Here is a 16,478-nt window from a genome sequence, read left to right on the forward strand (position 1 = left end):
GCCGTTGCCGGCGGCGCCGTTGCCGGCGGCTTGGCGGCCGGTGGCCGAGGCTCCGGCGTGGTCCCGGGTGGCCGGGGCGTGCCGGGTGGCGCTCTCGCAGCGGGCGGTCAGGTCCGCGCCATCGGCAGCTCCGCTCGGACGGCTGGTGCGGGGGCCCTCGGCCGTGGCGCGTCCGCCGGTGGCGCCGTTCCCTCACGGAGCTCGGCGAGCGCGACGCGCACGACCGGAGGTCGTGCGGCGGCGGTGCCGGGGCAGGCGGCTGCTGCGGACCGAGCAGGTGGTCGGAGCGGCGGCGCCGGTGCGGCCGGCGGCCGTGGAGCTGCCGCGGCCGGTGGTGCCGCACGGTCCACGGGGCGCGGACGGGAGCGCAGGCGTCCGGGCGACGGTGACCACTACGACGACGGGTGGGACTGGCTCGAGGACGGCGACGCCGCTCCCTCGGTCCTCGACTGACGCCTCAGCGGCGTGGGGCCCGCTCGGCCATCCATTCCTCGATCGCGTCGGCCGCCCGCGGAAGCGCCGCAGAGAGGTTGCGGCAGCCGTCGGCGGTGACCAGCACGTCGTCCTCGATGCGGATGCCGATCCCGCGCAGCTCCTCGGGGACGAGCAGGTCGTCCTCCTGGAAGTACAGGCCGGGTTCCACGGTCAGCACCATGCCTTCGGTCAGGGTGCCCTTCGCGTAGGCCTCGGGCGCGGCGGCCCCGCAGTCGTGGACGTCCATGCCGAGCATGTGGCTGGTGCCGTGGAGCGTCCAGCGCGCGTAGACCTTGCTCGTCGGGTCCAGCGCCTCCTCGGCGCTGACCGGGAGCAGCCCCATGTCATCGAGTGCGTGCGCGAGCACGGACATGGCGGCGTCGTGCGCGGCCGTGAAGGGCACACCCGGCCGGACGGCGTCGATGCCGGCCTGCTGGGCGGTCAGCACCAGCTCGTAGAGCTCGCGCTGCCGGGCGGTCCAGGTGCCGTCGACCGGGAGGGTGCGCGTCACGTCGGCCGTGTAGAGGTTGCGCCCCTCGACGCCCATGTCGAGCAGGACCAGCTCGCCCGGGGTGATCGGCCCCGAGTTCTCGATCCAGTGCAGCGTGGTGGCGTGCTTGCCGCCGGCGACGATGGAGTCGTAGCCGATGTCGTTGCCCATCGCCCGCGCGCGGCGGAAGAACGTGCCCTCGAGCCAGCGCTCGCCGTACCGCAGCACGTCGTCCCACTCGCGGACGGAGTCCTCGAAACCGAGCGTGGTGATGTCGCAGGCCTCCTGGAGCTCGCCGACCTCCCACTCGTCCTTGACCAGGCGCATCTCCGAGACCACGCGCGCCAGGTCGCCGTCGAGCCCGGCGTCGCCGGGGAGGAGCCGGTCGAGCACGGGGGAGACCCCGCGGTGCACCCGGGTCTTCGCCGGCGCCGTCCCCGCGAGGTCCTGCTCGAGGCGGTCGACGTGCCGGACCTCGATCCCCAGCGACGAGGACATCTCGTGCAGGGACGGCCGGCGACCGGCCCACAGCTCGCCGTACTGCCGGTCGCGGAAGAACTCGTCGGTCTCGCGGGAGGAGCGCGGCCGCGCGTAGAGCACCGAGGACCCGTCGGGCTCCACGACCAGCACCGCGTCGCTGGTCTGGTTGCCGGAGAAGTAGGTGTGCGCGGTGTCGGGCCGGAACCGGTAGTCGGTGTCGTTCGACCGGACCTTGTAGCTCCCTGCCGGCAGCACGAGCCGCTCATCCGGGAAGGAGGCGGCCAGCCGCTCCCGCCGCCGCTCCGCCCAGGGCGCCACCGGGTGCGGTGGCAGGTCGAGCTCGCGGTCGCCCCAGCCGGTGCGCATGAAGGCGGAGTACGCCGGCGGCACGGCCGGGTCGTGGGACTCCGTGGCAGGCTCGTTCTTCGGCTGGGCGGGGACCTCCGGCGTTGTCTGCTCGCTCACGTCTTCACTGTAGGCGGCGACGGGGACACCCGGCGACCGTGCGGCGCAGCGATAGGGTGCGGCGCATGTCCGCACCACGCAGGGAGAGCGTCGCCTTCACCGTGGTGGTGACGGTGCTGGTCTCGTTGTGCGCGCTGCTGATGCTGCTGGTCATCGCGCTCTCGGGTGCGCCGAGCACGCTGCTCGTCGCCACGGCCCTCGCCGCGCTGCCCGTCGGCCCGCTCGTCGCCTGCTACCTGTGGCTCGACCGGTACGAGCCGGAGCCCAAGCGGCTGCTGGCGAGCGGCCTGCTGTGGGGAGCCTTCGTCGCGACCGCAGCGGCCATCGTGGTCCAGGGGATCGGTGGGCTCGCGGTCGGCGTGACGGAGGAGGCGAGCCTCGCGGTGCTGGCTCCGGTGACGGAGGAGGCGAGCAAGGGGGTCTTCCTGCTGCTGCTCCTGTGGTGGCGCCGCGCCGAGCTTGACGGGCTGCTCGACGGCATCGTCTACGCCGGCATGGTCGGCATCGGCTTCGCGTTCACCGAGAACATCCTCTACCTGGCCGCGGCGTACGACGGCACGGACTCCCTGGGGCCCGGCGGCACCCAGGCGCTGACCACCACCTTCGTGGTCAGGTGCCTGTTCAGCCCCTTCGCGCACCCCTTCTTCACCACCTTCATCGGCATCGGTGTCGGGCTCGCGGTGACCTCCCGTGCCGGCGTCGTACGTTTCCTGGCACCCGTGGTGGGCTACTGCCTGGCTGTGGTCGCGCATGCGCTGTGGAACGGTTCCACCATCTACGGGTTCGGCAGCTTCGCGCTCGTCTACCTCGTGCTGATGGCACCCGCCCTGGTCGGACTGGCCTGTCTCGCGGCGTGGGCGCGCCGGGCCGAGCGCCGGATGCTCACCGTCGCGCTCGGTGACGCCGCCGCTCTCGGACTGGTCCCGGCCACGGACATCGGCTGGGTGACCGACCTGGGCGCCCGCCGCCGCGCCCGGGCCCACGCCCGTGACCAGGGTGGCGCCGCCGCGGAGCGGGCCATGCGCGACTACCAGCAGGCAGCCATCGAGCTCGGGTTCCTCCATCACCGGTACCTGCGCGGTACGCCGCCGCCGGACTTCGCCGCGCGCGGCCAGGAGTACGTCGCGAGGATCGGCGCCGTGCGCCCGTTCATCGCCTTCCCCGGACAGGTGGTACCCACCCGATGACCTCACCCGGCCCGACCGACCACGACGGCAGGATGCTGACCGCGCTGGTGCAGCTGCGCAGCGCCCTGCAGGCGGTCGCCCTGCCGCTGGAGCTGCCCGGCGTCGACGAGCAGCGCTCGGCCCGCCAGGAGATGGTCGACCAGCTCGAGGACTACGTCATCCCGCGGCTGATGACGATCGACGCCCCCCTGCTGACCGTGGTGGGCGGTTCCACCGGCGCCGGCAAGTCGACCCTGGTCAACTCCCTGGTCGGCACCCGGGTGACCACTCCGGGCGTGCTGCGCCCGACCACCCGGTCGCCGGTCCTGGTCCACCACCCCGAGGACGCGCAGTGGTTCGGGCAGGACCGTCTGCTGCCGGACCTCGAGCGGGTGCGGCACTCGACCGACGACCCCGACGCCCTCCAGCTGGTCGCCTCCGACGGCGTGCCCCAGGGCCTGGCGATCCTCGACGCACCCGACGTCGACTCGGTCGAGGAGCGCAACCGCCTCCTCGCGGCGCAGCTCCTGGCGGCCGCCGACCTGTGGCTCTTCGTGACGTCGGCGGCGCGGTACGCCGACCAGGTGCCGTGGGGCTTCCTCAAGCAGGCCGCCGAGCGGTCGACCGCGGTGGCGATCGTGCTCGACCGGACGCCCGACGACGCGATGCAGACGGTCGCGACCCACCTCGCCCGCATGCTGGCGAGCCGCGGGCTGAAGGACTCGCCGCTGTTCACCGTCGCCGAGGGGCCCGTCGACGCCGACGGGCTGCTGCCGAGCGGCCACGTCGCCGACGTGCGCGGCTGGCTGCAGTCGCTCGCGGCCGACGCCGATGCGCGCGCCGCCGTGGTCAAGCAGACCCTGGAGGGGGCGATCCGCACGTTGACGCACCGCGCGCACCGGGTCGCCGGCGCCGCAGACGAGCAGGTGGAGCTGACCCGTCGGCTCCGTGAGGACGCCGACCGCGCGTACGACGGCGCCGTGGAGGAGATCCGGCGCGCCTGTGCCGACGGGACCCTCCTGCGGGGCGAGGTGCTGGCCCGGTGGCAGGAGTTCGTGGGCACCGGCGAGCTGCTGAAGTCCTTGGAGAACCGCGTCGGATGGCTGCGCGACCGGGTCGTCAACGCCGTGAAGGGCAAGCCGCAGCAGGCCGAGCGCGTGACGGTGGCCGTCGAGTCCGGTCTGGAGACCCTCGTCCTCGAGCACGCCGAGGCGGCGGCCGAGCGCGCCGAGGCCGCGTGGCAGCAGCACGCTGCGGGGCAGGGGCTCCTGGCGGCCGCCGACGAGGACCTCGGGCGAGCGTCGCGCGACCTGCGCCGCGCCACCGAGCGTGCCGTGCGCGAGTGGCAGCAGGAGGTGCTGGAGATGGTCCGCACCGAGGGCGCCGACAAGCGGACCACCGCACGCTTCCTCGCCTACGGCGTCAACGGACTGTCGGTCGCCCTCATGGTGGTGGTCTTCGCGCACACCGGGGGCGTCCTCATCGGGGCGGAGGCCGGCATCGCCGGCGGCAGCGCCGTCCTGGGGCAGAAGCTGCTCGAGGCGGTCTTCGGTGACCAGGCCGTCCGGTCGCTGGCCGAGCGCGCCCGCCGGTCCCTCGACGTACGCATCACCGAGCTGATCGAGGCCGAGAGGGCTCGCTACGTCCGCGTCCTGGACGGGCTGGCCCTCTCGTCCACGGCGCCGGAACAGCTGCGGCAGGCCTCACGCCGGGTCGACGACGTGCGGTTCTCCGCCGGTCGTGGCGACGGCGCCACCGTGCCAGGAGGGCCGCCCGCCTAGGGTGGCCCCCACCGCCACACCGACGACGCTGCACTGAGGGAGAAGATGACGTCCTTGCTCGAGGGGGCCAAGAAGCTGGTCACCCGCGGTACCGACATCGGGGCCCGGATCGAGGCACTCGAGTCGGCGACCCGGGCAGCACGTGGGCGTCTGGACGACACGCTGCTCGACGAGGTCGAGACGGTCGCCGACCGGGCAGCCGGCCGGCTGCGGCTCTCCGCGGAGCACACGGTCGTCGGGATCGCAGGGGCCACGGGGTCGGGGAAGTCCTCCACCTTCAACGCCCTCACCGGGCTCGAGCTCTCGGCCGTGGGCGTGCGCCGGCCGACGACCTCCTGGGCGACCGCCTGCGTGTGGGGCAGCCACGGGGCCGACGAGCTGCTGGACTGGCTGGGCATCCCGCCGCGGCACCAGACCACCCGCGACTCCATGCTCGACAGCCGTCGTGAGGACACCGCGATGGAGGGGGTCGTCCTCCTCGACCTGCCCGACCACGACTCGACCGAGGTGTCGCACCACCTCGAGGTCGACCGGCTGGTGCAGCTCGTCGACATGCTCGTGTGGGTCCTCGACCCGCAGAAGTACGCCGACGCGGCGATCCACGACCGGTACCTCGCCCCCTTGCAGAGCCACGAGGACGTGATGGTGGTGGTCCTCAACCACATCGACACCGTCCCCGAGGACCGCCGGCAGGCGATGGTCGACGACGTACGTCGGCTGCTCGACGCCGACGGCCTCTCCCGGGTCCCGGTCATCGCGATCAGCGCCCGCGCCGGCATCGGCCTCGACGACCTGCGCCGCGAGGTCAGCGAGCGCGTGCGCGCCAAGAAGGCCACCCGGACCCGGCTGGAGGCCGACCTGCGCGGCGCGGCCGAGCGGCTGGACGCCGCGAGCGGCGACGCGCGCACCCGCACCCTGTCCGAGGACCGCGTCCGGGCGCTCGACGACTCGCTGGCCGACGCCGCCGGCGTGCCCACCGTGGTCGACGCCGTGCAGCGCTCCACCCGGCTCCGGGCCGGACGGGCCACCGGCTGGCCGGTCGTGTCCTGGCTCTCGGGGCTCAAGCCCGACCCGCTCAAGCGGCTCCACCTCGACCTCGGCGACGCGGGCCGTGAGCTCACCGGGCGGGCCCGCTCGTCCATGCCCAGCGCCACGCCCGTCCAGCGGGCGCGCGTCGACACCGAGGTGCGGTCCCTGGCCGACGACGTCTCACAGGGGCTCGCCCGGCCGTGGGCCGAGGCGGTGCGACGCGCCTCGACCTCCCGCCTGGACGACCTGCACGACCGGCTCGACCTGGCGCTGTCGCAGACCGACCTCGGTGTCGAGCGGCTCCCCGTGTGGGCGGGGCTGGTCCGCGTCCTGCAGTGGCTGCTCGTCCTGGCCGCGGCCGCGGGCCTGGTGTGGACCGTCCTGCTCGTCGTCTCCGGGACGCTCGGTGACGAGGCGACTCCGAAGGTCGCCGGCGTCGCGCTCCCGCTGGTGCTGCTCATCGGAGGGGTGCTCCTCGGGATCCTCCTCGCGCTGGTGTGCCGCTTCCTCGTCGCGGCCACCGCCCGGCGGCGGGCGGCGGTGGCCGACCGGCGGCTGCGCAGCGCCGTCCACGAGGTGTCCCAGGAGCTCGTGGTCCGGCCGGTGGCGGCCGAGCTCGAGGCGTACACCGCCGTGCGGACGGGGCTGGCGACCGCCCTCCGCTGATCCTCGCGCCGGCCCGGGGCCGCGTCGCGTCCACAGGAGCCGTCCACCGCGGCACCGTGCACAGGCGACCGGTGACCGTACGCGGGGCGTCGGTGCCCGCCCGCAGGCTCGTCCTGACCGAGCAGCCCGTCCGACGGCGGCCGGGCGCGGTCCTGGACGAGGAGGGTCATCGTGCTCAACGAGACGGTCGTGACGTTGCAGGGATGGGTCGGCGGTGACGTCAGCCTGCGGCAGGCGGGCGAGGCGCAGGTCGCGAGCTTCCGGCTCGGGTCGACGCCGCGCCGGTTCTCCCGCCGGTCGGGGGAGTGGGTCGACGGTGAGACGCAGTGGTTCACCGTCAACGCCTGGCGGGGCCTCGCCGAGAACGTCGCGGCCTCGGTGCACCGGGGAGACCCGGTCGTCGTGCACGGGCGGATGAACGCCAGCACCTGGGTGAGCAACACCGGCGTCGAGGTGATCAGCCTGGAGGTCGACGCCACCTTCGTCGGCCATGACCTGGCCCGGGGCACCAGCGTCTTCACCAAGACGCCCCGCACGGCCCCACCGCGGGCCGAGGGGGAGCCGGAGTCGTCGACCACCGCCGCCGCCTGACCAGGGCTCCTCGCCCCCGACGGGTGTTCCGGGCGCGAGCCAACTACGCTCGGGCCCCATGGCGGAATATGTCTTCACCCTGCGCAACGTGCGCAAGGCCCACGGCGACAAGGTCGTCCTCGACAACGTGACCCTCTCGTTCCTCCACGGCGCCAAGATCGGCGTCGTGGGGCCGAACGGCGCCGGCAAGTCCTCGCTGCTCAAGATCATGGCCGGGCTCGACCACCCGAACAACGGTGACGCGCTGCTCGACCCCGAGGCGACCGTCGGGATGCTGCAGCAGGAGCCGCCGCTGACCGAGGGCAAGACGGTGCTGGAGAACGTCGAGGAGGCGGTCGCCGAGACCAAGGCCAAGATGGCCCGGCTCGACGAGCTCTACATGATGATGGGCGACCCGGACGCCGACCTCGACAAGGTCAACGCGGAGGCCGGTGACCTGCAGAGCGAGCTGGACGCGGCCAACGTCTGGGACCTCGACAGCCGCCTGGAGCAGGCGATGGACGCACTGCGCTGCCCGCCGGCCGACGTCGTGGTCGACCACCTCTCCGGTGGTGAGCGCCGTCGTGTCGCGCTGTGCAAGCTGCTGCTGCAGCAGCCCGACCTGCTGCTGCTCGACGAGCCCACCAACCACCTCGACGCCGAGTCGGTGCAGTGGCTCGAGGGCCACCTCAAGAGCTACCCCGGCGCGGTCCTCGCGGTCACCCACGACCGGTACTTCCTGGACAACGTCGCCGAGTGGATCGCCGAGGTCGACCGGGGCGCCATCCACGGCTACGAGGGCAACTACTCGACGTACCTGGAGACCAAGAAGGACCGGCTCAAGATCGAGGGGCAGAAGGACGCCAAGCGCGCCAAGATGCTCGAGAAGGAGCTGGAGTGGGTCCGCTCCAACCCCAAGGCGCGGCAGGCCAAGAGCAAGTCCCGCCTCGCGCGCTACGAGGAGATGGCGGCCGAAGCCGACCGGATGCGGAAGATCGACACCTCGGAGATCAACATCCCGGCGGGTCCGCGCCTCGGCGACGTGGTGCTCGAGGCGAAGGCGCTCACCAAGGGCTTCGAGGGGCGCACCCTCATGCACGACCTGTCGTTCTCGCTGCCGCGGGCGGGCATCGTCGGCGTCATCGGACCGAACGGCGTCGGCAAGACCACCCTGTTCCGGATGATCACCGGCAACGACGCCCCGGACGCCGGTGAGCTCACGGTCGGCCAGACGGTGAAGATCTCCTACGTCGACCAGAGCCGCGGCGGCATCGACCCGAACAAGAACGTCTGGGAGGTCGTCTCCGACGGCCTGGACTTCATCAAGGTCGCGAACTTCGAGATGAACTCCCGCGCCTACGTCGCGTCGTTCGGCTTCAAGGGGCCCGACCAGCAGAAGAAGGCCGGCGTGCTCTCGGGCGGCGAGCGGAACCGGCTCAACCTGGCGCTCACCCTCAAGATGGGCGGCAACCTGCTGCTGCTCGACGAGCCGACCAACGACCTGGACGTGGAGACCCTGTCCTCGCTCGAGGACGCACTCCTCGACTTCCCGGGGTGTGCCGTGGTCACCTCCCACGACCGGTGGTTCCTCGACCGGGTGGCCACCCACATCCTCGCCTGGGAGGGCGACGACGAGGACCCGGCCAAGTGGTTCTGGTTCGAGGGCAACTTCGCGGCCTACGAGGAGAACAAGGTCGAGCGCCTGGGCGTCGAGGCCGCGCGGCCGCACCGCGTGACCCACCGCCGCCTGACCCGCGACTGACCCGCGGCTGACCCGCGACTGACCCGCGACTGACCCGCGACTGACTGGCCGACCAGCAGCCCACGAGCCTGCGCCGGCGCTGACCGAGGAGGTCAGCGCTGGCGCAGCTCCATCTCGGGGTGCTCGGCCACGAGGTTGTCGCACACCGCGTCGAGGACGCGGCCCATCGCCGCGAGGTCCTCGGCGGACACGAGGTCGACGAGGTGGTCGCGCACGCTCTGCACGTGCAGCGGCGCAGCGCGGCGCAGCAGGTCCATGCCCTCGTCGGTCAGCGCCGCGACGATGCCGCGACCGTCCTCGGGGGACGCCGAGCGGCTCAGCAGGCCGGCGCGCTCCATCCGCGCCACGGTGTGCGTGACCCGGCTCCGGCTGTGCGCCAGCGCGTCGGCGAGCTGGGCCATCCGCATCTGGCCGTCGCGCTCACTGAGCCGCACGAGGATCTCGTACTCGGTGAGCGAGAGGTCGAAGGAGCGGCGCAGGTCCTCGTCGAGCCGGTCGAAGAGCAGGGTCGTGCCCATCACCAACGAGCGCCACGCCCACTGCTGCCGGGCGTCGAGCCACTGCACGTCGGTCGGGTCTGCCACGCCGCCACTCTAGGCGAACCGGCTCGACCGGGGCGTGAGGCCGCGGGGCGTCGGCGGGGTGCGGCACGATGGTGGCATGAGCACCACGGCGGTCGCGGCGCGAGTTCCGAGAGAGGCCCTGCTGCGTTTCCGGGTCCGCGCGCAGGGACTCGACGCCGCCGCGGCCGGTGGTCGCGCCGATCCAGCGGTGCTCGACCTCGGCGTCCAGGAGACCGGTCCCGACGGGGCGCGGTGGGCCCTGGCCGTGCGCGGCGCGGAGCCGACCTACGACGGTCGGCTGCTGGTCTGGACCCTGCGCGGCGCGCCGCACCTGTACCGCCGGGAGGACGCAGCGGTCGTCGCTGCCGCCACTGCTCCGTGGTCGGAGCCGGACGCGGCGAAGCGGGTCTTCGACGCGTCCCGGCCCCTGCGCGCCGCCGGGATCCCGGTCCTCGACGCGTTGGACCACGTCGCCCGGGTGATGCGCGAGGTCGTCGATCGGCCGACGGCCAAGGGTGAGCTCTCGCGCGCCCTCACCGAGCGCCTGCCGCCGCCGTACCTGCGCGAGTGCCGGCCGTGCGGGGCCGTGCACAGCTACGAGCAGACCTTCCGGTTGGCCGCGCTCCGCGCCGGGCTCGAGCTCGAGCCGGGGACCTCGCCTCCGGTCCTCCGCCGGATCCCGGGTTGGGACGGTCCGGCGGCGTCGGTCCCGCCGAGCCACGACGTGGTCCGCGGCGTGCTCCGGCTGCTCGGTCCCGCGACGCCGCAGCAGGTGGCGGGCTTCGTCGACGCACCGGTGAAGGACGTCAGGGCGCGCTGGCCGGAGGACGTCGTGCCCGTGGAGGTCGAGGGGGAGCGCCGGGCCGTGCTGGCCGAGGACCTCGACGCCCTCCGCGACGCGCCGCCTGCGAGCGGGGTGCGGCTCCTCGGGCCGTTCGACCTGTTCCTGCAGGGACGCGACCGGGAGACCGTCGTGCCGGAGGAGGAGGCGCGCAAGGACCTGTGGCGCACCCTGGGCCGGCCGGGCGCGGTCCTGGTCGACCACCAGCTGGTCGGCACCTGGCGTCCGCGCAGCAGCGGCCGACGGCTGCGTCTCGAGGTCGTCCGCTGGGACGGTGGCGACCACCCCGTGGGCCTGGTCGAGGAAGCAGAACGCCTGGCCACGTTCCGCGGCCAGGCGTTCGCAGGGTTCAGCGACTAGGTCAGATCCGCTCGAGGATCATCGCCATGCCCTGGCCGCCGCCCACGCAGAGGGTGATCAGGCCGGTGGTCTTGTCGTGCCAGTCCAGCGAGTTCAGCATCGTGTTCTGCAGCCGGGCGCCGGTCATGCCGAACGGGTGTCCCACGGCGATCGCGCCGCCGTTGACGCTGAGGCGGTCCAGGTCGATCCCGAGCTCCTGGTAGGAGGGGATGACCTGAGCGGCGAAGGCCTCGTTGATCTCCACGAGGTCGATGTCGTTGATGCTCATGCCGGCGAGCTTGAGGGCCCGCTTGGTGGCCTCGACCGGGCCCAAGCCCATGATCTCGGGGGAGAGGCCGGAGACACCGGTGGCGACGACCCGCGCGAGCGGGGTGATCCCCAGCTCGGCCGCCTTGGTGTCCGACATCATCACGACGGCGGCAGCGCCGTCGTTGAGCGGGCAGCAGTTGCCCGCGGTGACGATGCCGTCGGGGCGGAAGACCGGCTTCAGCTCCGCCAGCGCCTCGACCGTCACGCCGGCCCGCGGGCCGTCGTCCGCGGAGACGACCGTGCCGTCGGGCGTGGTGACGGGGGTGATCTCCCGGGCCCAGAAGCCGTCCTTGATGGCCTTCTCCGCCCGCTGCTGCGAGCGCGCGGCGTACTGGTCGGCCTCCTCCCGGGTGACCCCGCGCAGGCGAGCGACGTTCTCCGCGGTCTGGCCCATCGCGATGTAGGCGTCCGGGAGCAGGCCGTCCTCGCGCGGGTCGTGCCAGTCGACGCCGCCCTCGGCCATCTTCTGGGTGCGCTCCTCGGCCTCGGCGAACTTGGGGTTCTTGGTGTCGGGCCAGTGGTCGGAGGTGCCCTTGGCGAACCGGGACACGGTCTCGACGCCGGCGGAGATGAAGACGTCGCCCTCGCCGGCCTTGATCGCGTGGAAGGCCATCCGCGAGGTCTGGATCGACGAGGCGCAGTAGCGGGTGACGGTGGCGCCCGGCACGGCGTCCATGTCGTTGAGGACGTTGACGATCTTCGCCATGTTGTTGCCCGACTCCCCGCCCGGGAGGCCGCAGCCGAGGTAGAGGTCGTCGACGGTGGTCGGGTCGAGCTCGGGGATCTTGTCCAGTGCCGCCTTGACGATCTGGGCGGCGAGGTCGTCGGGTCGCAGGTCCTTCAGCGAGCCCTTGTTCGCCCGACCGATGGGCGAGCGCGTGGCTGAGACGATGACGGCTTCGGGCATGCAGGAGCTCCGATCTCGAAGGAATGTGCCCGGTCAGCCTAGATCAGCCGGTGCTGGGAGGATCGTGGCGTGCGACACGTCTACGAGTGCCCCCTCCGTTGGGGAGACATGGACCTCCTCGGTCACGTCAACAACGTCGTGTACGTCGACTACCTGCAGGAGGCGCGCGTCGACATGCTGCGCACCCACGGTCGGTCCACGGCGACGGGCGACCTGGCGGAGGGGGTGGTCGTCGTCCGGACCGAGATCACCTACCGGGCGCCGCTGGAGTTCCGGTTCCGCCCCGTCCAGGTGGAGTGCTGGGTGACGGAGATCCGGGCCGCCTCGTTCACGATCGCCTACGAGCTGTTCCAGGAGGACGCCGAGGGCCGGCGCACGGTCTACGCCCGCGCCACGACTCTGCTCACGCCGTACGTCTTCGAGCACGAGCGCCCGCGGCGGCTGACGGCCGAGGAGAAGCGGACGCTCGAGGACTACCTCGAGCCGGCCGAGCCGGTGTCCGCGCCGGTCGTGGCGCCGCGTCGCGAGCGCGTCGGTCGCTACGAGGTGCAGGTGCGCTTCTCCGACGTCGACGTCTTCCGCCACGTCAACAACGTCAAGTACTTCGAGTACTTCCAGGAGGCGCGCATCCTCTATTTCGCGCGGCTGTGGCGCGACGCGCCGCTCGAGATCCCGCGGCCGACGCTCGTGGTCGCGCACAAGCAGGTGGAGTACAAGGTGCCGCTGGTCCACCGCACCGAGCCCTACGAGGCGTGGTCGTGGATCTCCCGGGTCGGCACCACGTCGTTCGACGTGCAGTCCGACCTCTGCGACGGCGAGACCGTCCTGGCACGGGCGACGACGACGATCGTGGTCTTCGACCCGGAGACGCAGCGGGCGACCCGGCCCCTGCCGGTGTTCCGGGAAGCGCTGCTGTCGGCAGCGGCCGGGCCGCCGGTGCCCTAAGGTCCCGTCGGTGCCCCTCGTCCCGCGTCCGCTGACCCGGCTCCCGCGTCGGCTGGCGCACCGCGCCGTGCACGCGGCGTGGCGCTGGGTCGACGAGGTGGGCGAGATCGTGCCCGGCACGCCCGGGGCCGCGGCGTTCGGCAGCTTCGGCGCCGGTACCTGCGTCGACTTCCCGCCGGCCAGCATCGTCGGCCGCGGCTCCATCCACCTCGGGTCCGGGACCCTCGTCGGCCGCCAGGTCACCCTCTCGGTCGGTTGGGGGGTCGGCGAGCAGGAGCTGCCGCCGCGCGGGTTGGTGATCGGCGACCGATGCGTGCTGGGCGCCCGCACCAGCATCACCGCGCACCGCTCCATCGAGCTCGGCGACGACGTCTTCTGCGGCCAGGGCGTCTTCATCACCGACGCGAGCCACGGCTACCAGGTGCCGGACCGGCCGATCGGCGCCCAGTTCGGCCGCAGCCACCCGGTGGTCGTCGGCGCGGGCAGCTGGATCGGCCACCACGCGGTGCTCCTGCCCGGCACCAGGCTGGGCCGCAACGTGGTGGTGGCGGCGGGCTCGGTCGTGCGCGGCGAGGTCGCGGACCACGCGGTCGTGGCCGGCAACCCGGCCCGGGTGGTGCGGCGGCTGGAGCCGGGTGTCGGCTGGGTCGGCTCGCGGGGCGACGTACGCCCGGTGCTCGACGACGACCTCGAGGACGCCATGGTGGGGCTGCCCTGAGGGCGCTCGCCGGCTACTCCAGCGTGTTGACCATGAACTGCGCCGCGTGGGTGACGTACTCCCAGAACTGCGCGTCCTGCTCGGGGGTGAGGTCGACGGCGTCGAGACCGGCACGGAAGTGCTTGAGCCAGGCGTCCCGGGCGGCGGGGGTCACCTCGAACGGCGCGTGCCGCATCCGCAGGCGGGGGTGACCACGAGTCTCGGAGTACGTCGTGGGGCCGCCCCAGTACTGCACGAGGAAGTGCAGGAACCGCTCCTCCGCGGGCCCGAGGTCCTCCTCGGGGTACATCGGTCGGAGCACCTCGTCCTCGGCCACGCCCTCGTAGAACGTCGAGACGATTCTCCGGAACGTCTCGAAGCCGCCGATCTCCTCGTAGAACGTGCTCACCCGTCCATTCTGCCGCCGGCCGGCCGCTGCGTTGAATCCGCGTGGAAGACTCGCGACGACCAGCACGTCCCCCAGTGACATCAGGAGTTGATCGACGCATGGCAACGACGCGCACCGCGCAGACCACCTGGCAGGGCTCCCTCCAGGAGGGCTCCGGCTCCGTGGAGCTCCAGACCTCCGGCGTGGGTACCTTCGACGTCTCCTGGCCCTCTCGCGCCGAGTCGGCCAACGGCAAGACGAGCCCCGAGGAGCTGATCGCGGCGGCGCACTCCTCGTGCTTCTCGATGGCCCTCTCCGCCGCCCTGTCGAAGGCCGGCACGCCGCCGACCACCCTCGAGAGCACCGCGGAGGTCGAGCTGACCCCCGGCACCGGCATCACCGGCATCAAGCTGACGGTCGTCGGCACCGTCGAGGGCATCTCCGAGGAGCAGTTCGTCGAGGCGGCGAACGGCGCCAAGGAGAACTGCCCGGTGAGCAAGGCGCTGGCGGGCACCACGATCACGCTGGACGCCTCGCTCAAGGCCTGATCCCGCGGTACGACACGTACGACACGGGGCGACGGCCCGCCCGGTCACCGGGCGGGCCGTCGTCGCGTTCAGGCCCTGTCGCCGGCCTCGTGTCCCGCCTTCTCGTCGGCGTCCGTGCCGGCCGACTCGCCACTGCGGCCGCGCTCCTGCGCGGCAGCGTTCCTCTCGTCGCGGTGCCAGATGACGCGCTGGGCGAACGGGATCTCGATGCCCTCGTGGTCGAAGCGGCTCTTGATCCGCTGCCGCAGCTCGCGGGCGACCGCCCAGTTCTCGAGGGGAGCGGTCTTCACCATGATCCGCAGGTTGATCGAGTCGGCCGCGAGCATCTCGACACCGGTGACCTCCGGCTCCTCGATGAGCAGCCCCCGGAAGTCCTCGTCCTCCCACATGCTGCGCCCGACGTCCTGGAGCACCTGCTTGGCCTTGACCAGGTCGGTGTCGTAGGCGACGCCCACGTCGATCAGGGCCCGCGACCAGTTCTGGCTGAGGTTGCCGACGCGCATGATCTCGCCGTTCGGGACGTACCAGACCGTCCCGTCGAGGGCGCGCAGCCGCGTGACCCGCAGGCTCACCGCCTCGACGGTGCCGACGGCCTCGCCGAGGTCGATGACGTCGCCCACGCCGTACTGGTCCTCGAAGATCATGAAGATCCCCGACAGGAAGTCCTTGACCAGCGACTGAGCGCCGAAGCCGAGCGCCACGCCGACGATGCCGGCGCTGGCGATGATCGGCGCGATGTCGACGCCGACCTCGCTGAGGATCATCGTCCCGATGACGGCGAGCAGCAGGCCGGTGATGACGCTCTTGAGCAGGTCGCCCATGGTCTTGGCGCGCTGGACCCGCCGGTTGTGGTTGGCCACGTCCTTGACGGCGACGGACTGGACCGCCTCGTTGCTGCGCCGTCGGGGGAGCCGGGTCACCTTGTCGGGGAGCACCCCGTCCTCGGCGCTCACCACCAGGCGGTCGACGAGCTTGTGCAGCACCCAGCGGACCACCAGGCCGAGCACCAGCAGCCCGGCGATGGCGAGCGGCTTCCCGATGATCACGTCGGCGACCTCGGCGAGGTCGTCGTTGCGCCCGAACCATCGCCAGACGAGGTCGCAGACCTGCTCGCCGTCGGCGCAGGGGCTGGTGGAGTCGGCAAGCGCGAACATGGCACCCATGTGTAACAGGTCCGCATCGCCGTACGGCGCCGTCGGCGGTGGGACGCGGTGCGGTGTGCGCCACTCGTCTCGGACGCCCCCGGGGGTGGCCGGCACGGTGCCGATATCGTTGGCCGCGTGACCGCCACGATCCCCGTCCTCCGCCGGGCCGCCACCGTCCTGACCGCCCTGGCGGCCGTCCTGCTGGCCGGCCTCGCGCTGTCCGCGCCGGCGAGCGCCGACGTGCCCGAGGGTTGGTCCGAGCCGCCGCCGGTCGACGGCCTCGAGGCGCTGCTCCTGCTCGGCGGGCTCCCGCTGCTGCTGGTCGTGGTGATCATGCTCGCCGTCTACGTCCCGGCGCTGGCGCGTGGTGAGCGCGTCGCGCCCGGCCAGGCGACCATCGAGAACCAGTGGATCGGCGGGCCGCGCAAGTCGACCGCCGAGCTCGCCGCCCCGGACCGCGACGACTCGGAGGCCGGTGGCGCAAGTGCCCGCTGGTGAACCGTTCAGCCCGCGTGAGCGGGTCCGGCTCGACGAGGCGATCCGCAGCGCGGAGCGGTACTCGCGGGTGGAGTTCTCCGTCTTCGTCGGCGTGGCCGAGGGTGACCCGCGTGCGTTCGCCACGCAGCTGCACAACTCCCTCGTGGCGCCGTCCCGCAGCGTGCTGATCATGGTGGACCCCGCGGCGCGGGCGCTCGAGATCGTGACCGGGGGTTGGGTGCGGCGCTCCCTCTCCGACAAGGAGGTCGAGCTCGCGGCCCTCCAGATGCAGCACGCCTTCGCCGAGGGCGACCTGGTCGACGGCCTGGTCCGCGGCATCCACCTGCTGGCCGACCACGCCCGGTCGCCGCAGACCCTCCACGCCGCCGAGGACTGAGCGACCCCCGTCCCCGCC

The 16,478-nt window shown here is 72.8% G+C and carries 16 protein-coding genes; 11 read left to right on the top strand and 5 right to left on the bottom strand.

The genetic code is table 11. The annotated features are described in order from the left end of the window. Positions 1–457: 457 nt before the first annotated feature. Positions 458–1,909 (bottom strand): aminopeptidase P family protein, encoded by a 1,452-nt coding sequence (locus ACSMHG_RS05390; protein WP_435742408.1) that lies wholly within the window; start codon positions 1,907–1,909, stop codon positions 458–460. Positions 1,910–1,974: 65 nt separating this feature from the next. On the opposite strand from ACSMHG_RS05390, the gene ACSMHG_RS05395 reads away from it, so the two are divergent. The 5 genes from ACSMHG_RS05395 (at position 1,975) to ettA (ending at position 8,883) form a co-directional block, all read left to right on the top strand. Then, positions 1,975–3,096, top strand: coding sequence for a PrsW family intramembrane metalloprotease (locus ACSMHG_RS05395; protein ID WP_435742409.1), 1,122 nt, complete (start codon positions 1,975–1,977; stop codon positions 3,094–3,096). Further along, positions 3,093–4,856: a dynamin family protein gene (locus ACSMHG_RS05400; RefSeq protein ID WP_435742410.1), complete on the top strand. Its 1,764-nt coding sequence runs from the start codon at positions 3,093–3,095 to the stop codon at positions 4,854–4,856. Before ACSMHG_RS05395 ends, ACSMHG_RS05400 begins: the two co-directional genes overlap by 4 nt. A 45-nt stretch (positions 4,857–4,901) precedes the next feature. Next, positions 4,902–6,551, top strand: coding sequence for a GTPase (locus tag ACSMHG_RS05405; protein WP_435742412.1), 1,650 nt, complete (start codon positions 4,902–4,904; stop codon positions 6,549–6,551). Between the two features lie 171 nt (positions 6,552–6,722). Beyond that, positions 6,723–7,142 carry a single-stranded DNA-binding protein gene (locus ACSMHG_RS05410; protein ID WP_435742414.1) on the top strand — a complete coding sequence of 140 codons (420 nt, stop codon included), beginning with the start codon at positions 6,723–6,725 and terminating at the stop codon, positions 7,140–7,142. A 58-nt stretch (positions 7,143–7,200) separates the two neighbouring features. Then, positions 7,201–8,883 carry an energy-dependent translational throttle protein EttA gene (ettA, locus tag ACSMHG_RS05415; RefSeq protein WP_435742415.1) on the top strand — a complete coding sequence of 561 codons (1,683 nt, stop codon included), beginning with the start codon at positions 7,201–7,203 and terminating at the stop codon, positions 8,881–8,883. 92 nt (positions 8,884–8,975) lie between these two features. Here ettA and ACSMHG_RS05420 read toward each other — a convergent pair whose 3' ends face one another. Continuing rightward, entirely contained in the window at positions 8,976–9,467 is a 492-nt protein-coding gene (locus tag ACSMHG_RS05420) for a MarR family winged helix-turn-helix transcriptional regulator (protein ID WP_435742416.1), read from the bottom strand. 76 nt (positions 9,468–9,543) lie between these two features. Between ACSMHG_RS05420 and ACSMHG_RS05425 the strand changes: the two genes are divergently transcribed. Beyond that, positions 9,544–10,647, top strand: a complete 1,104-nt coding sequence (locus tag ACSMHG_RS05425) for a DNA glycosylase AlkZ-like family protein (protein WP_435742417.1) — start codon at positions 9,544–9,546, stop codon at positions 10,645–10,647. Between the two features lies 1 nt (position 10,648). Here ACSMHG_RS05425 and ACSMHG_RS05430 read toward each other — a convergent pair whose 3' ends face one another. Next, positions 10,649–11,863, bottom strand: a complete 1,215-nt coding sequence (locus tag ACSMHG_RS05430) for an acetyl-CoA C-acetyltransferase (RefSeq protein ID WP_435742418.1) — start codon at positions 11,861–11,863, stop codon at positions 10,649–10,651. A gap of 69 nt (positions 11,864–11,932) precedes the next feature. Here ACSMHG_RS05430 and ACSMHG_RS05435 point away from each other — a divergent pair, with 69 nt between their 5' ends. Both ACSMHG_RS05435 and ACSMHG_RS05440 read left to right on the top strand, forming a co-directional pair. Next, positions 11,933–12,808, top strand: coding sequence for an acyl-CoA thioesterase (locus ACSMHG_RS05435; RefSeq protein ID WP_435742419.1), 876 nt, complete (start codon positions 11,933–11,935; stop codon positions 12,806–12,808). A gap of 10 nt (positions 12,809–12,818) precedes the next feature. Continuing rightward, on the top strand, positions 12,819–13,526 hold the full coding sequence (locus ACSMHG_RS05440) for an acyltransferase (protein ID WP_435742420.1): 708 nt from the start codon (positions 12,819–12,821) through the stop codon (positions 13,524–13,526). 13 nt (positions 13,527–13,539) lie between these two features. Here ACSMHG_RS05440 and ACSMHG_RS05445 read toward each other — a convergent pair whose 3' ends face one another. Then, positions 13,540–13,914 (bottom strand): globin, encoded by a 375-nt coding sequence (locus ACSMHG_RS05445; protein ID WP_435742421.1) that lies wholly within the window; start codon positions 13,912–13,914, stop codon positions 13,540–13,542. A gap of 98 nt (positions 13,915–14,012) precedes the next feature. On the opposite strand from ACSMHG_RS05445, the gene ACSMHG_RS05450 reads away from it, so the two are divergent. After that, positions 14,013–14,441: an OsmC family peroxiredoxin gene (locus ACSMHG_RS05450; RefSeq protein WP_435742423.1), complete on the top strand. Its 429-nt coding sequence runs from the start codon at positions 14,013–14,015 to the stop codon at positions 14,439–14,441. 68 nt (positions 14,442–14,509) lie between these two features. On the opposite strand, the gene ACSMHG_RS05455 is transcribed toward ACSMHG_RS05450, so the two are convergent. Next, a complete protein-coding gene (locus ACSMHG_RS05455) occupies positions 14,510–15,595 on the bottom strand; it encodes a mechanosensitive ion channel family protein (RefSeq protein WP_435742425.1) in 1,086 nt (361 codons plus the stop codon). A gap of 126 nt (positions 15,596–15,721) precedes the next feature. Here ACSMHG_RS05455 and ACSMHG_RS05460 point away from each other — a divergent pair, with 126 nt between their 5' ends. Both ACSMHG_RS05460 and ACSMHG_RS05465 read left to right on the top strand, forming a co-directional pair. Further along, on the top strand, positions 15,722–16,084 hold the full coding sequence (locus ACSMHG_RS05460; RefSeq protein ID WP_435742427.1) for a hypothetical protein: 363 nt from the start codon (positions 15,722–15,724) through the stop codon (positions 16,082–16,084). Next, on the top strand, positions 16,071–16,460 hold the full coding sequence (locus tag ACSMHG_RS05465; protein WP_435742429.1) for a DUF5130 family protein: 390 nt from the start codon (positions 16,071–16,073) through the stop codon (positions 16,458–16,460). Before ACSMHG_RS05460 ends, ACSMHG_RS05465 begins: the two co-directional genes overlap by 14 nt. Positions 16,461–16,478: the final 18 nt, after the last annotated feature.

It is taken from the genome of Nocardioides ureilyticus (assembly GCF_051280745.1).
Classification (GTDB): Bacteria; Actinomycetota; Actinomycetes; order Propionibacteriales; family Nocardioidaceae; genus Nocardioides.

Coding starts and splice junctions, on each gene's coding strand:
- ettA (WP_435742415.1), top strand. CDS start 7,201: ATGGCGGAATATGTCTTCACCCTGCGCAACGTGCGCAAGGCCCACGGC.
- ACSMHG_RS05455 (WP_435742425.1), bottom strand. CDS start 15,595: ATGTTCGCGCTTGCCGACTCCACCAGCCCCTGCGCCGACGGCGAGCAG.
- ACSMHG_RS05430 (WP_435742418.1), bottom strand. CDS start 11,863: ATGCCCGAAGCCGTCATCGTCTCAGCCACGCGCTCGCCCATCGGTCGG.
- ACSMHG_RS05400 (WP_435742410.1), top strand. CDS start 3,093: ATGACCTCACCCGGCCCGACCGACCACGACGGCAGGATGCTGACCGCG.
- ACSMHG_RS05405 (WP_435742412.1), top strand. CDS start 4,902: ATGACGTCCTTGCTCGAGGGGGCCAAGAAGCTGGTCACCCGCGGTACC.
- ACSMHG_RS05450 (WP_435742423.1), top strand. CDS start 14,013: ATGGCAACGACGCGCACCGCGCAGACCACCTGGCAGGGCTCCCTCCAG.
- ACSMHG_RS05425 (WP_435742417.1), top strand. CDS start 9,544: ATGAGCACCACGGCGGTCGCGGCGCGAGTTCCGAGAGAGGCCCTGCTG.
- ACSMHG_RS05395 (WP_435742409.1), top strand. CDS start 1,975: ATGTCCGCACCACGCAGGGAGAGCGTCGCCTTCACCGTGGTGGTGACG.